2 protein-coding genes are annotated in these 16,454 nt (G+C 53.7%); both read right to left on the bottom strand.

The window, feature by feature from the left end; genetic code table 11:
* The gene (locus tag FGI41_RS19865; RefSeq protein WP_139492060.1) at positions 1 to 15,576 is read right to left on the bottom strand and encodes a non-ribosomal peptide synthetase; all 15,576 of its coding nucleotides are present in this window, start codon (positions 15,574 to 15,576) and stop codon (positions 1 to 3) included.
* 91 nt (positions 15,577 to 15,667) lie between these two features.
* Complete coding sequence (locus tag FGI41_RS19860) at positions 15,668 to 16,417, bottom strand: polyketide synthase (protein WP_139492059.1); 750 nt, start codon at positions 16,415 to 16,417, stop codon at positions 15,668 to 15,670.
* Between the last annotated feature and the right edge of the window lie 37 nt (positions 16,418 to 16,454).

Below are 16,454 nucleotides of genomic sequence, written 5' to 3'. Positions count from 1 at the left end.
TTAGACCTCCACTTCATAAGTGTCCCATATGTTTGCCGTAACGGTTGGGGACGACTGCTGTTCCGGTTGTATCGATGAATGTCCGGTACCTTGTGGTGCAATCGGGCGTTTATTCAGCGCAGGAACTGGCAGTGGGCGACGTCTCACCGTATGGGCGGTATCTTCTTTCCAAGCCTCGACGATCACATGTGCATTGGTGCCTCCGTCTGCGAAGCAGTTGATCCCCGCGATTGGCACAGGGGCTGTCCATTCTTCCAGTGCCCGGCTGAACGTGATGTTCGCCGCTTCTCTGTCAAAATGCTTCATCGGCTGGTCACCGGATAAGAATGGAACAAACTGGCGGTGACCCAGCATCAGCACCACCTTGATAAAGCTGGCGATGCCTTCCGCGCAGAGCGGATGCCCGATGTTTGGCTTGATCGAGCCAAGACCCAGGGGATGACTTCCCGCGACAGTTGCAGGCCGGTAGATAGATTGGATCGCCTTGAGCTCCAGCAGGTCGGTCACCATCGAGCCTGAGCCGTTCGCTTCGATGTAGCCGATCTCTTCAGGCTTCTTCCCGCTTTTCGCAAGAGCTGCCTGCATGACATCCTTCTGGGCTTGCAGGTTCGGTGTCGCTGGGCCTGCGGTTCTTCCGTCGTTATTGATCGCCGCCGCCTTGATGACGGCATAGATGGAATCACCGTCCTGCATGGCTTGCTTCACGGTTTTGAGCAGTACCATTCCAACGCCTTCCCCGAGGACTACCCCGTCGGCGCGCTCGTCAAAGACATGGAAGGTCGGTTCCGGGCACAAAATATCGCGCTGCTCAAACAGTCGGTGGGTGGCATCTGACTGCAACAGGCTGACCCCGCCGACGACAGCGGCTTCGATATCACCACTGCGCAGGGCTTGGACCGCCATATTCATACCCACCATAGCGGAGGAGCAGGCGGTATCTAATACGAGACTTGGCCCACGTACATCAAAAAATTGCGAGATGTTGGCCGCTAAGTAGTTCTGTCCGACGGCGACGATTGGATTTCGCGCATGGAGAAGATTCTCCTCCGTCGGTTTATGCTGGCTTCGGCCTCCGAGGTAGACACCGATGGCTTTCCCCTTGATTTCTGTATGGGTATAGCCCGCGTGATACCACAGCTTGAGGCACTCTTCCAACACGATCAAAGCCTGTGGGTCCATCGCGGTGACATCCTCTTCTGGAAGCAGGAAGAAGCCCGGGTCGAACTCGTTGATGTGATTGATCGTTCCTGCATAGTACGGGGATTGATAGCCCCAGCGTTCTGCCGGGACTTGCCGGACTGCCGAGCGCCCTTGGGAAAGGAGCTCCCAGTAAGATTCCAGCGTGTCCGCTCCTGGGAAGCGGCAGGAAAGACCGACGACGGCGATATCCTCAGCGTTCGCACCAGAGATCACATTTGATTGGAATGTGGAAGAACGAAGCTGGTCTGCTGTTGTTGGTTTTGCGGTTATTGGTTCTGCTGCATGCTGTTCCGCAATCACCTGTACGGACGCGACCTCAGCCGTCGGACGCTCAAAAATCGACGCCAATGCATCTGCATGCGTCTCCACGAGCCACTCCGCAAACACCTGAATGGTCGGATACTCATACAGAATCGACGGATCAAGACTCGTCCTGATTGTCCGGTTAATCCGTTGCAGCAGCTGTGCGAGGATGATCGAATCCACCCCATAATCCTGGAATGGCTCCTCCATGTCTAAAAACTCGCGGTCGATCTTCAGCTCTTCGGAGAACAACCCCACCAGCCATGCTTGCGTATCTGCCAGCAGATGCTCCGTCGCATCCAATCCGGTCCCGTTCGTGGCTTCTGTGGTCATTGGCTCTTTTGGCTCTGCCGGCTCACTCATCTCTGCTTGTCCGAATACCTGTGCCAAAGAGCCCGCATGCGTATTCACCAGCCAATCCGCAAAAAGCTGAATGGTCGGATACTCATACAGAATCGACGGGTCAAGGCTTGTGGTGATTGCCCGGTTAATCCGTTGTAGCAACTGAGCGAGAATGATTGAATCCACACCGTAATCTTGGAACGGCTGATCGATTTCCAGCTGTGCAGGATCGATTCTAAGCTCTTCCGAGAACAATTCTGTCAACCATGCTTGGGTATTTTCTGTAAGAGTCTTCGATCGAGCAGAAGCACTTGCACCCGCACTGCCAGAAGCTTTGGTTTCTTTCAACCCGTTACGAGAATCGGTACGTCGTTGGGAAGCACCAGCCTGTGATGATGACCCAGCTGCCAGAGCAGGATCGAGCAGTGTGCGTCTCATCAGGCGCCCCGGTCTCCACTGACCCGGATCCACCACTGCAGGCAATACAACGGTATGCGCCTTCTGACCGAGAATCTGATCCAAAGCATGCAGACCCTCTGCATTGGTGATGCTCAATAGGCCGCTTTCGGTATAGTTGCGGTTAGACACTTCGCCCATACCCGTCTCTTTCCAGTTCGGCCACTGGATGCTGACGAACGGGGTATTCTCTCGATTCGCTTCAGCAAAATAGTCCATATACGCATTCGCCATCGCATAATCGCCTTGCGCCGCACCGAGTACCGGGATGATCGCGGATACAGAAGAGAACAGAACAAAGAACTGCAATGGCTCATGACGGAGCACACGGTACAGGTTGTTCAGCCCCGCAATCTTAGGCTCCAGCACGTTCTGGATATCGCTCTTGGTCTTGCGGATAAAGGCGAGGGTCGTCATATCGGTAATACCCGCACAATGCAGGACACCGCCAATTGGCCCCATCGTCTGCTTGATCTGATTCAGGCTTTGCTCGACGGCAGCCGAATCGGACAGGGGAAGCGACACTACTTGGACTTGCACCCCTTGGGCTTCCAGCTCTTGAATCGCTTGAAGCTTCTGTGCTGTCGATGTGTTGGATGACTTATGCAGATCCCACTGCTCACGAGGCGGTAGCTGTTCTCGACCCGTCAACACCAGCTTTTTCACGCCGTATTGTTGGACAAAATGTCGGGCACATAAGAAGCCAAGCCCTCGTGTACCTCCGGTGATCAACAGGACATGATCCTCTGGGAAGGTTTTTGCCGACGGATAGACAGCGATTTTTTCAAGCTCGGACTGCTCTGCCAAGAAAACACGATAACGCATACCGTCTCGGTAGCATACTTCCGGCTCTTCACTGTCAGCATAGAACTCAGCGGCAATTTGTTGGGCCAAAATAGACTCTTCGTTGGTTGCATCTGTATCCATGTGTCTGGATCTGAGATGGCTGTACTCGCTTTGCAGCATGCGGTACAGACCAGCCCGTGCAGCACCTGACATATTAATAGAAGAATTGCGGAACGGTTCTAATCGGCTGGTGATACCAAGAAGCATCATGCCTTCTTTATGTCCGTACTCGATCAGGTTTTGCAGCCACTTGATCCAGCCTGTGGACTCATCTGAATCGTTGCCGCAGCCGACGAGATCGACAATACCGTCAAAGCCCTTCCAGTCGTAATCAAATGTCTGCGGATTCATCTGCTCTACATTCAAGATCAGATGCTCTGGGAAGTACTGAGAAAGCTCGACCGCCAGCTTCGCCGTCACCTGATTGGTCAGGATTGCGATGGTGCGGATGCCTTTTTCCCTCGCAACAGCTGGACTCAGTTCCCACTGCTTCGTCAGGAAACGGTGGTTGCGCTGCTTTGCACCCGCAGAGCTATGCAGCGATGTGGCATGGGCATTCCCACCAGCATGAGAAGCAACTCCCTGCTTGTTGTCTGGAGCCAAAGCCATATCCTCCGGCAACCAGTAGATGTCTCTGGCAAATGGATAGGTCGGCAGGCTGATGAGGCGCGGCTTATTCCCGCCATACAGCTTGTTCCAGTCGACGTTCAGACCTTTTACCCAGAGATCGAGCAGCTTGGCGTATTTTCGCTTGCTGATCCAAGAATCAATGGCCATCGCCATATCTTCATCGCCTGCAAAAATAGCCAGCGTCTCTTTGTTGCGGTTGGCCTGTCCACGGAAGAGGTCCTCGACGCCTTTTTTGCCGTCGGCGAAGGCTTGGAGCTTCTCTTCCAGTTGGGCGATACTGCCTACGATCAGAGCCAGACGCTCTTCCATCGCTTCACGCCCGGTCTGGAGTGTATAAGCGATGCGGCTCAGATCCTTGTCACTGTACGTACCTTCGCGGATGGCAGCGAGCAGTTGTTCTGCTTGATCCTGAAGTCTCTTTTCATTCTTGGCAGACAGCAGGATGACGGCAGGATGGTCTGGAGTGACGTTAGGTGCTTGCGACACTTCGTCTTTCGGGATATATTCCTCAATCACGATATGCGCGTTGACACCTCCGATTCCGAACGAGCTTACACCCGCCCGGCGCGGCAGCTCCTTCCCTGTCTCATCGAGGAGTACTTTCCACTCGGCTTTTTCCTGCACGATGTAGAATGGACTGTCCTTGAGCTGGATATATGGATTAAGCGTCTCGCTGTGTACGCTTTTGACTAAGGTCTTGTGTTTCAGTTGGAGCAGGATTTTGATCACGCCGGAGATACCCGCGGCCAGCTCCAGATGACCGATGTTAGACTTCACAGAGCCGATCCCGCACTGATGTGCTGCCGGGTCTGTTTCCCCGATTTCCTGGTACAGCTCTTTAAAAGCAGCCTTCAAGCCATTGATCTCGATTGGGTCACCCAGCTCTGTGCCGGTTCCGTGTGCTTCGATATAGGTGACGGTGCGTGGATCGATACCCGCTTTTTTATAGGCGGTCACCAGTAGGTCGGCTTGTGCCTTCGGATTCGGCGAGGTCAGGTTGTTAGCCCGTCCGCCGTGGTTTTCCGCTGTGCCTCGGATGACACCGTAGATATGGTTCTGATCGCGTTCGGCATCGGACAGCTTTTTGAGCATGACCATCCCGACACCTTCACCCCGTACATAACCGTCTGCACCGACGGAGAAGGTTTTGCAGTGTCCGTCGATGCTGAGCATGCCCGCTTTGCTGTAGCTGATGTGGGCTTCTGGCGTCAGGATCGTGTTCACGCCGCCTGCGATTGCCATGTCACAGCTTCCGTCTTGGATGCAAGACACAGCACGGTGGATCGCAACCAGTGAGCTGGAGCAAGCAGTCTCAACAGGTTCACTTGGCCCGTGAAGGTTGAGGAAGTAGCTCAAACGGTTAGGCCCGACAGATGGGATCAGACTGCCTGTAGTGGCATGACCTTCGAGCGGGATATTAGCTTTGTAGAACAGATCTTTGTATCCCGTATTGCCTGTACCGATGAACACACCTGTTTTCGACCCGGAAAGGCTCTGGGCTGTGCATCCTGCGTCCTCGATTGCCTTCCATGCGTAGGTCAGCAACAGGCGCTGCTGTGGATCGATATAGTGCGCCTCTCTCGGAGAAATCCCGAAGAATAACGGATCAAACTCGGACACGCCATCGATAAAGCCGCCCCACTTGATATTGGTCTTATTCGGTTCAGCCGGGTCTCCATAGTACTCCTGCCAGTCCCAGCGGTCTTTTGGTACTTCGGTGATCGTATCTTTGCCTTCGGCGAGGTTTTTCCAGAATTCATCGAGGTCTCGTGCCCCCGGGAATTTCCCGCTGATCCCGACGATGGCGATTGGTTCGAAGTCGCGTGCCTTTGCTTTCACCTCTGTCGCAGCAGCGGCTACCGCTACCTGGGCAAAACGGCTTCTTCTACGCTGTCTCGAAGCTACAGGTGCTGGCTGTTCGACGGCTGGTTCGATCTCTCCCCCGACAGGTTCCACCGCCGTCCCCTGTTCTGCAACGGCTTTTGGAGCAGCGACCGCCGATGACCCGGCGAATTTCTCCGCCAGCTTCGACTGATACTCACTGATCAGCGCTTCGATCAGGCTCTCCAGCGTCCCGTGCTCGAAGAAGATCGTTGGCGCCACATCGACTTGATATTCCTGATTGATCTGATTCGCAAACTGAGTGAAGGAGATGGAATCAAAGCCATACTCGCCCAGCTCCGAATCTACATAAATATCTTGAGGATTCACTCTCAAGATGTTGGAAGCGATCTGCTTGAGAGACTCCGCTACCTTATCAAAAAGCCCTTCTGTCTCAACGCCCGCACCGCTCACTTGCACCCCCTGTGCTTCGCGAGGTTGCACTTTTGGCGGTGTCGGAGCGGCAAAGAGCTTCTGCTTGAGCTTATTGATGTTGCCCTCCACGACGAATACCTGACTCTTCTCAGAAGCAAACGCCTGATAGAGTGCTCTGAGACCGTTCTTCGTTTTCATCGGGGCAATCCCGATGTTTTGCAGCATCATTTTCTCGGTCTCGGCATCAACATGCATCCCGCCCTCTTTCCACAGCGGCCAGTTGATCGATAAGGTTTTTCCATGGCGTTGCTTGGAGGCTGTCAGCGTGTTGCGGTACGCGGCATATGCATCCATGAAGGTATTGGCTGCGGCGTAGTCGGCCTGACCCGCGTTGCCCATACTGCCGGAGATGGAGGAGAACAGAATCAGGAAATCAAGCGCCAGTTCTTTGCTCGCTTCGTCCAGATTGACCAGTCCGGCTACTTTTGGCGCCATGACCTCTTGCAGCTCGGTGAGCGGTTTTTTGACGATGAAATTGTCTTTGATCAGACCCGCGCCGTGGATGATGCCGTCGAGCTTGCCGTATTCCTGTACGATTTCTTGGATCAGCTGACGGGCCGCTTGTTGATCGGTCACATCGGTCTGCTTGTAGGTGACGTTGGCTCCCAGTGCACGAAGCTCGTCCAGCTGTTGTGCTTTGTCCGCTGTGAGAGCAGAGCGTCCGGTGAGGATCAGTCCTGCGTGTTGTACCTGCTGTACGATTTCCCGGGCAAAAAGCAGGCCTAAGCTACCCGCACCACCCGTGATGAGGTAAATCCCGCTGTCTTTCCACGGTAATGGCATCTGTTCTCCGTCCGCAGGCTGTGCAGGGGTCATCTCACGCCAGTCGGTCACATAGCGCTTGCCGTCTTGGTAACGGATATGCTTGTCGCTTGGGCTTTGGCTGTCGGCTTTCAGCTTTTCCGCCACATTTGCAAAGCTCTCTTGGTCTTCGCCGCCGATCTCGATCAGCTGACCGATTAGCTTGGCGTTTTCCAGACGGGCTGTTTTGAGTAAGCCTGTCAATCCGGCAAACAACTGCTGCTCGCCTTGCGTGGAGACCACGACTTGCAGGAGGACATTGCCTTGTGGCTTGGCGTTGAGGATCGCTTGGATGCGTTCGAACAGCTGCTCTGTGTAGGCTTGGTAACGGTCGGCAGGTGTTCCGTCCTCGCCGCCAATGCCAGTACCCAGGGTAACCACATTGACGTCCGCCATATGAGATGCGATGTGTTCACGAGCTGCTTGGGTCGCTTCACATAGAAAGACGGTATGCTCCACATATTCATGTACGGAAGCCTGCGCTTCTACAACAGCCTCTTGTTCCTTCCAGACTGGTTCGAGCATCAGAACTTCCCGTTTGGACGCCGAATCGGCTGATTGGACGCCACCCTCCAGCACACGCGTCGAGAAGCCTTTGATCCGCGCGCAGACAGCTCCGGTGTCATCACACAGGTCGATATCAACACGCTGTACCGCATCTCCGACCTTGTTGCCTTGGCTGTATCGTGCATAAGCCCACATGGAAGAAGCGCATTTCCCGATCACTTCCAGCTCTTCTAAGGCAAAAGGCAGCAGCAGCTTCTGATCAGCATATCCTTGCATGATGCAGATCGTACCGGTCTGCACAGCGGCATCCATCATACTCGGATGCAGGACGAACTGATCCAGTGTGGCCGCTACGGATTCAGGCAAAGTCAGCTTGCCCAATACCTCTCCATGACCTACATACACTTTTTCAATCCCACGGAACCCGGAACCGAACGCAATGCCTCTGCTGTTCGCCTCTTCATAAAAATCAACAGGGGAAATCTCGCTTTGATTGCACCGTTCCCGTATCTCTGCCAGATGGACAGCGTCTGCTTCTGCCGCTGTGATCAATTCCACACTGCCTTGGCCGTGTACGACAGCATCGGATTCATTCTCTGTTTCATCCTCTGTCAGGCTGTAGACCTCATAAGCAATTTTTCCGTTCTCTTCTGGGTAGAGTCCGATATGCACCTCTGTCGGCTGGTAATCGACTACAATCGGCTGAACCCACACGACATGCCCCAGTCTGATTCGGGTGCTGGTATCCTTCGCAAGCCCTGCCGCTTGATTCACTGCGGCCCGTGCCATCTCCAGATACGCTACCCCCGGCAAGATCGGCTTCCCTCTCACCACATGGTCAGCGAGGAAGAATTCTTCGCCTGTAAACGTAGAAGTAAAGCGCTGTTCTGACAAATCAGAGGTGTTCTGATGCAGCAACGGATGCAGGATGCTTGCTGTCGCAACCGTCCCAGCCACTGCGCCAGTGCTTACGGCTTTTGCCTTGGTGGTCTCCACCTGCGGAATCCAATAACGTTCCTGTGCGAATGGATACGTCGGCAGACTCATCCGGCGAGGCTTGTCTGTATGCTGATAGAGCAGTGCCCAATCGACATGAAGTCCCTTGCACCAGATGTCTGCCAGCTTGTTCACTTTGCCTTTGGCGAGCCAAGTACGGATCAGCTCTGCACTGTCTTCGTCTTCCTCCAGCCAAGCGGCGTCTTTGGCTTGTTTTCGTTCACCGCGAAGGCAACCGTCGATCTTTTCTTTCACTTGGATGAAATCCGTCAGCTGCTGCTTGAGCTGATCGAGATCCTCCGCGATAAAAATCACCCGGCTGTCCATCGCTTCCCGCCCTACTTGGAATGTATAGGCGAGATCAGCCAGCGAGCCAGTGTTCCAGTGATACGTATCGAGGAAAGTCAGAAGATCCTGCACATAGGCTTGCAGACGAGTCTTGTTTTTCGCTGATACCGGGATGAGATACGGACGGATGACCGCCGCTTCCCCGCTTGGTTTTACCGATGACACCGCTTCGATGCATTGTTCAAAAATCGCGTGAGTATTCGTACCACCAAGCCCGAATGAACTGAGTGCAGCCCGATGCGGACGAATACCTTTTTCCAAGGCTTTTCTCTCCTTCACCACATAAAACGGAGAGTTGACCAAGTCCAGATTCGGATTCGGCTCTTGATAGTTAAGGGACGGAGCAAGCTCACCGTGGTACAGGCTCATCGCCACCTTGATGCAGCCAGCCAGACCCGCGGCGGTATCTGTGTGCCCGATATTGGTCTTCACCGAGCCGATCCCGCAGAACTGCTTTTTGTCCGTAAACTGCTTATACACCGTGTTCAAAGCCGCAAGCTCAATCGGGTCTCCCAGCTTCGTGCCTGTCCCGTGCGCCTCCATATAGCTGATGGTCTCTGGATCGATGTTGGTCTTGTCCAACACCTCTTGGATGACCTCGGCTTGGCCCTTGACGCTTGGTGCATAGAAGCCGACCTTGTCCGCACCGTCGTTGTTGAGGCCGACGCCTCTGAGCAGGGCATAGATATGATCACCGTCTTTTACCGCATCGATCGCTTTTTTCAGTACGATGACGGCAACCCCTTCTCCGCCGATCATCCCGTCTGCGGAAGCGTCGAACGCCTTGACATGCCCGTCACTTGAGAAGTTCAGGCCCGTCTGGTGCACATATCCCATGCTCGACTGGGAATACAGTGTCGTCCCTCCGACCAAGGCATACTCGGATTCACCAGACAGCAGGCTCTGGTACGCAGAATGCAATCCGACCAACGAAGACGAGCAGTTGGAATGCACAAAATAGCTCGGCCCCTTCAGACCCAGCTTATGCGAAATCATCGTCGGGATCGTCCCGCTCTGAGCCAGCACCCACGATACATAGCCGTCAGGTGACTGGAACATGTCGGTTGACTCATCAGGCAGCATGGCGCGGTAGGAGTTGTTGCTTGCTGACATGTAGACACTGGTTTTTGGAATCTGCTTGGAGACATATCCTGCATCCTCGATCGCTTTCCAGGAGTGGAGCAGCAACAGTCTTAGCTGCGGGTCCATGAACTCGGCATCTTTTACCGAGATATTGAAAAAGCTTGGGTCGAACAGATCCTTCCCGTCAATTGTGGACTGTACCGGGACGAAGCTTGGATTCTTCACCAGTTCTTCGGGCACACCCATGCCAAGCAGCTCTTCTTCGGTGAAGAACTTGATGCTCTCTTTGCCTTCACGGAGGTTATTCCAGAACTCCACATGGTTTTTCGCTCCCGGAAATTGGCAAGACATACCGATAATCGCCAGGCTGTCTTTGTAATAAGAAGGAAGATCATCCGCTCGATCTTTTGAATGGTTTTGCTGTTTTTCATGACTTCCCCGCTCGTTGATGGCCGATCCTGCACCTTCTGGCAAGTCTGTCAAATCTGTATATCCGGTCGGAACGTTCCCTTTTTGTTTGTTGACATAGGCACTGACCGCTTTGATATTCGGATACTCGAACAAATCGGTTACACTCAGCTCGCAAGCCAGCTCCTGCTTGATGCGCTCGACCACGGAGACAGCAAGCACCGAATCTCCACCGACATCGAAAAATCCGTCTTCCGGCCCGATGTTGCTGATCCCAAGCACATCCTGCCAAATCGTCTGGATGGTCTCCTCCACACGAGATTGTGGCATGATCCGTTGTTCTGGGCGTGTCAGGGTTACCTCTCTTTTTTCGAGATCTTTACGGTTGATTTTGCCGTTGGGGGTCAGCGGCATCTTGTCGAGCTGGACGAAATGCACAGGAACCATGTAGTCAGGCAAGCTTGCTTTTACATGGTCGCGCAGCTCTTGCGGAGTCGGGATGGCTTTAAGGTCGGTTGCCGTATAGTAGGCCACCAGCTTTTTGTTGTCGTTGTGCTGGTGAACGACGACCGCATTGTCCCGTACGCCTGTGTGTTCGCCGATCCGGCTCTCGATTGCTCCCAGCTCGATGCGGAAGCCGCGGATTTTGACTTGGTTGTCCATCCGTCCCAGGCATTCGATCTGACCGTTCGGCAGCCAGCGCGCCAAATCGCCGGTTCGGTACAGCTTGGTTCCCGGCTGGAACGGATTGTCGACGAATTTCTCTTGGGTGAGTTCAGGCTTGTTGTAATAGCCTCTGGCCAAGCCGTCTCCTGCGATGCATAGTTCTCCCGGAATTCCTGCTGGAGTGAGCTTGAGATTCGCATCGACGATATACACCTGTGTGTTGGCAATCGGCTTGCCGATCGTGACTGGTTCGTCAGCCTCTATACGCTGAATTGTTGACCAGATGGTCGTCTCAGTCGGGCCGAACATATTCCATGCTTCACTGCCCGTCCGGGTAAAATGCTGCTTCAGCCCAGGGGACAGCGCTTCGCCGCCGCAGAGGATTTTGACCTGCTCTTCATTTTTCCAGCCGGATTGGAAAAGCATCGTCCATGTGACCGGCGTCGCCTGCATCACGGTCGGCTTGTGCTTCTGAATCTCTTGTTGGAGCTTGTCCGCATTTTTCGCTGTCTCCGCTGCACAGATATAGCATTGGGCGCCCACCATCAGCGGCAAGAACAGCTCCAGACCTGCGATGTCAAACGAATACGTGGTCACGGCAAGCAGTCGGTCACTTGCCTGCAAGCCCGGTTTGTGAGACATCGTCACCAAGAAGTTGGTTAGGGCCTGATGCGGGATCATGACTCCTTTTGGTTTGCCGGTACTGCCGGAGGTATAGATCACGTAAGCGAGATGGTTTGGAGTCACTTCACGCTTCAACGTGCCACTCTCGTTCGCCTCACGTGCGATACGCTCGATTTCGTCCCAATCGGTGTCCAAAAGAACGACCTGTGCTTGCTTACCTGCACTTAGCTGATCGAACTTACTGCGTAACGGAGCTTGTGTCAGCACGATGGATGCTTGGCTGTCTTCGAGCATGTAGGCCAATCGTTCCTCTGGATAGTCCGGATCGAGCGGCACATATGTCGCTCCCGCCCTCAGAATCCCCAACAGCCCCACTATCATATCAAGCGAGCGTTCCACACAGATTCCGATTAAGCGGTCCGGACCTGCCCCTTGCGCTTGCAGGTACATCGCAAGACGTGTGCTTTTCTCATTCAATTCCCGGTAGGTGAGAGATTCCTGCTCATAGACTACCGCGACAGCATCAGGAGTCTTGGCGGCCTGCTGCTCGAACAATTCATGGAAGCATGCATCCGGATACGCTTCCTGTGTTGCATTCCACGTATGCAGCATCGTCTGCTCTTCTTCCCTCGATACGAGTGAGTACTCTTTTACCGCCAACTCTGGATTCTCGATCATCGTCTCGATCAGATGGATATAACGATCGTACATGCGCTCAATCGTGGTCAGGTCGAATCGGTCCGCATTGTACTTGATGTGCAGCTCCATCTTCTCTTCCTGATCCCATAGCTCAAATGCTAAGTCGAATTCACCCTCCTGATAGACCCCATCCAAGAAGTCCACAGAGACGGTCTCACCGTACTGCCCCAGCATCTCTTGGTAGCTGGTCGATTGCAGGTAGTTTTGATAATAGAAGCCCGTCTGGAAAATCGGGAAGCCCACATGGTCACGCGGGATGTTCAGGTCACGAATCATTCGCGTAAACGGATAGTGAGCATGATCTACCCCATCCAGTACGGTCATCTGCAATTGGTTGACGAACTCCAAGAACGATTCCTCTGCCGCAATCTGTGCGCGAATCGGAATCATATTGAGGAAATAACCGATCACCGCATCAAAACGTTCCTCCGGTCGTACCATCGCAGGCATCCCCACGACGATCTCGTCCTGACCCGAATAGCGGTTCAACAGCACCATATAGCTGCTGAGCAGGACAGTCGATACATTCTTGGCATGCTGCTTGGCAAATGCCTTAATCCGTCCGATCAAGTCAGCCGGAAGCACTCTGGTATAGGTCTGCCCCTCGATCTGCAGGTCGGAGCGTGCCGGACGGTCGGCCGGAAGCTGAAGCGTCGGCAGCTCTCCTGACAGCTGTTCCAGCCAATACGCACGGTGCCCCTCGCCTTCCTCGCCTGCGAGCATCTCCTGTTCCCACATGACGAACTCATCAAAGGACGCGGACAGCGGCACGACCTCCAGCTGCTCACCCTTCATCAATCGCTTGTATCCATCCAGCAGGCTCTGGATAAATGTCACAGACGATACCCCGTCGAAGATCAGATGGTGGAACACAACCAGCAGGTAATGCTCCGTCTCCGAGCGCGACAAGATGTAGGTACGCATCAATGAGCCTTGCCCGAAGACAAACGGCTCTTTTACCTTGCCTCTCAGATATGGAAGTATCTCAGTCTCTTCCAAGCCCGATACATCCTCCACCGAAAAGATCAGCGGCTGGGATGGCTGTGTTTTTATGTACGGTGCTCCATTTTCCTCATGGATCGCACTTGTCAGGATCGGGTGTTGCCGGGTGACGTGACGGAACGCCTGCTTCAGCTTCTCGATATCCAGCTTGGATGTAAAATGGAAGCCAAGTGGAACATTGTACGCCGTGGTTTCAGGCGATATTTTTTGCAGCGCCCACAATCCTTTCTGTACTTCGGAAAGCGGGGTCTGGAAGGATGTCTTGGCACCCGTCTGTTTCGGGATCATGCTCTTCGCGTCCATGGCAGTGGCAGTCGGCTTGTTCTGCGTTTTCGCGCTGGCCGCTGCTTTTTCTGCTTTTTCCGCCAGATAGCCCGCTAAGGCATGCAGGGTCGGATACTTGAACATATCTCTCGCTGTCAGCTTGACACGGTAGCCTTTGTCGACCATCCGCATCATTTTCATCAACGCGATGGAATTGATCCCGATGCTGTGGATATTGGTGTCTGGCTCCACCCACTCTGGAGTAATATTCAGATCCTCTATGAAAAAGCGGATCAGCTCCTGCTGGATGTCTTCTCTCGTCACCTTGTCTGTCTGCTTGTCTTGGACAGCCCCTTGCCCGCCTCGGATGACCAGCTCCAAAAGCTCAAGCAGGTCAGCGAACTCGCCTTTTTCAAACGCTTTTTTCAGCTGAGCACGCTGGATTTTGCCAATCGCCGTCTTGGGAATCTGCTCTCGATCCAGCGGCAAGAGATAATCAGGCGTAATCCCGACGGTCTGAGCCATATGGGAGCGGATTTTTCTCAGCAGCTGTGCCATCTCTGCATCCGTAAGCGCTGTGGCTGTAACGAAGAAGATCGCCAGCTGGTCGGTCGTATCGTCATTCAGACGAACCCCGCATGCCGCTGTATAAGAAGTCTCGATCTCCGGCAATTCCTCGACCGCTGATTCGATCGCATGGCTGTAATAGTTGATCCCGTTGATGATAATCGCATCATTGTTGCGGCCCGTAATGGTCAGACGGCCATTGCGCAGATACCCGAGGTCTCCTGTATCAAACCAGCCGTCAGCCGTGAAGACTGTCTCATTGAGCTCCGGACGGCGATAGTAGCCACTCGTGACAGAAAGCCCGGACACTTGGAAGCGCCCGATCACGCCTTCTTCTACCACTTCGTTCTGATCATCGGCAATTCTCATCGAAAAACCTGGCATCGGCAGACCGATCTCGACGAACTCATCCTCATCACTGGTCGTGGCTCTCGTGAATTCCCGTGAAAAAATCACGCCAGACGAGGTCTCCGACATCCCCCAAGCCGGGACAATTGCGTTGGCTGGCAACCCGTACGGCTCCAGTAACGCAAGCAGCCTGCGTCCTGTCTTGGCAACCAATGCTTCCCCACCGTTGAACAGACAACGCATGCACGACAGATCCCAGTTCCGCCCTTCGAACTCGTCGGCAAAATCGGCGATCAGCCCAAAGGCAAAGTTCGGTGCCCATGTAACTGAAGCCCGATAATGATTCATCCAATCCATCCATCTCAGCGGATCGACCAGAATCGTCTCACTCGTGCAGGTGATCTCCTGACAGCCCAGCATGACACCGCGCATATGCATCATCCCGATTCCACCGATATGATCCAGTGGCATCCAGTTAAAGGTCACATCCTCACTGGTAAACCCGTGCATCTGAATGTTACCGATCAGCATACTCACGATGTTGCGGTGATTCAGCATCACAGCCTTAGGAAGTCCTGTACTGCCGGAGGTCAAGAGCAACAGCGCCATCTCTTCTGGATCAGCGCGATGCCAGTCTTCCGCCATCTCCTCTGCATAGAGATCTTCAATGGCAAAAGCCCGGAACTGCTCAATCCCTTCTCTTTTCGCCCATTCGATCATTTCATCCAGCATGTCGCGGTTGGTGATGACAGGCGGGTGATTCAGGGTGATGAGGGCATTTTGCAGCTTCTGCGTACCGCTGTTGGTCTGCGTATAGGTCGGGGCGACAGCGAGCGGAGCGGGTACCACCCCGGCTGCGACACATCCCCAGAACGCTGGGATGAACTGATCGTTTTCACCGAGCTGAAAGACCACGGTATCCTGAGGGCCGAATCCCGCAAGACGAAGGCCTCGTGCAATCCGCAGTGCATCGTTCCATAGCCCGGCAAAAGACTGATGTACCTCTGTGCCATCTGGCTGCAGATAGATGATGCCTCTGGTGTCACCTACTTTACTCGCTGTTTGATATAAGATGTCGGGAAGGATCGTTGGGTGGTCTGCTTCTCTTCGTAGTTGCTCCCCATGACTGATTGACAGATTGATGGTTTCACTAGCATGAACCTTACTCAATTAGAGCTCCCTCCATTTCTCCTGCTCTTCCACAAACGCAAGGCAGGTCCTATCATCTCGGTGCATTCTCTTATGCATCCACGAATCCCGGCTAGCTTCCATACAGCTGGGTGATCCGCTCTTTGACCTCTGCTTGGTGAAAGGTCTTCTCATGCATGATCAGCTCCTGCTCGATCACACGCGGAAGCTGTTCACGAAGCGGTGCCACCAGATGATCTTTTAACGTAATCAGAGAATGCCGCGGCTTCTCTGCCAGCTCACGGGCCAGTTCCAGCGCATAGCCCATCACTTCCTGACGCGGCAGAACCGGGTAGGGCACTCCTCTTTTCTCCAGATCAGCCCCACGGTAATTGCCCGCATTCATCAGCAGCTCTTGTCCGAGGCTGAACCCGAGCTTCTGCGGAACGATGAAGGTCCCACCCATGCCAGGTGTGAAGCCATATTTCATAAAGTTCGTCGTATAGATACTCTCCCGGCTCAAGACCACGAAGTCAGCGAACAGCCCCATGACGAAGCCGCCCCCGATCCCATGCCCCTGCATCGCCGCAATCACCGGAATTTTGCAATCCAATGCGAGAGAATAGATGTTATCGTCAGTAAACTTGGTTTTACCTTGTTGGATATTTAACAAGCCTTCTTGTGTTCCACCAGATGCAAAATAGCTATCATACCCTGTTAAAATCACAACCTTATACTGTGAGTTATTCTGGATGACTTCAAAAGCACTGATCAGTCCTTGGATCAACCCTTCTGAAAATGCATTCTTATGGACTCTATCCTGCATCTTCACTTGGATAATACCTGGCTCCATTTCACGTAACTCAACAACAGGTTCTGACATATTGCCTCCTTACACACTCTCGTAACAGATTTGGTTC

Source organism: Brevibacillus dissolubilis (genome assembly GCF_006170445.1).
GTDB lineage: Bacteria > Bacillota > Bacilli > Brevibacillales > Brevibacillaceae > Brevibacillus_B > Brevibacillus_B dissolubilis.
This window is presented reverse-complemented; position numbering and strand designations above follow the sequence as displayed.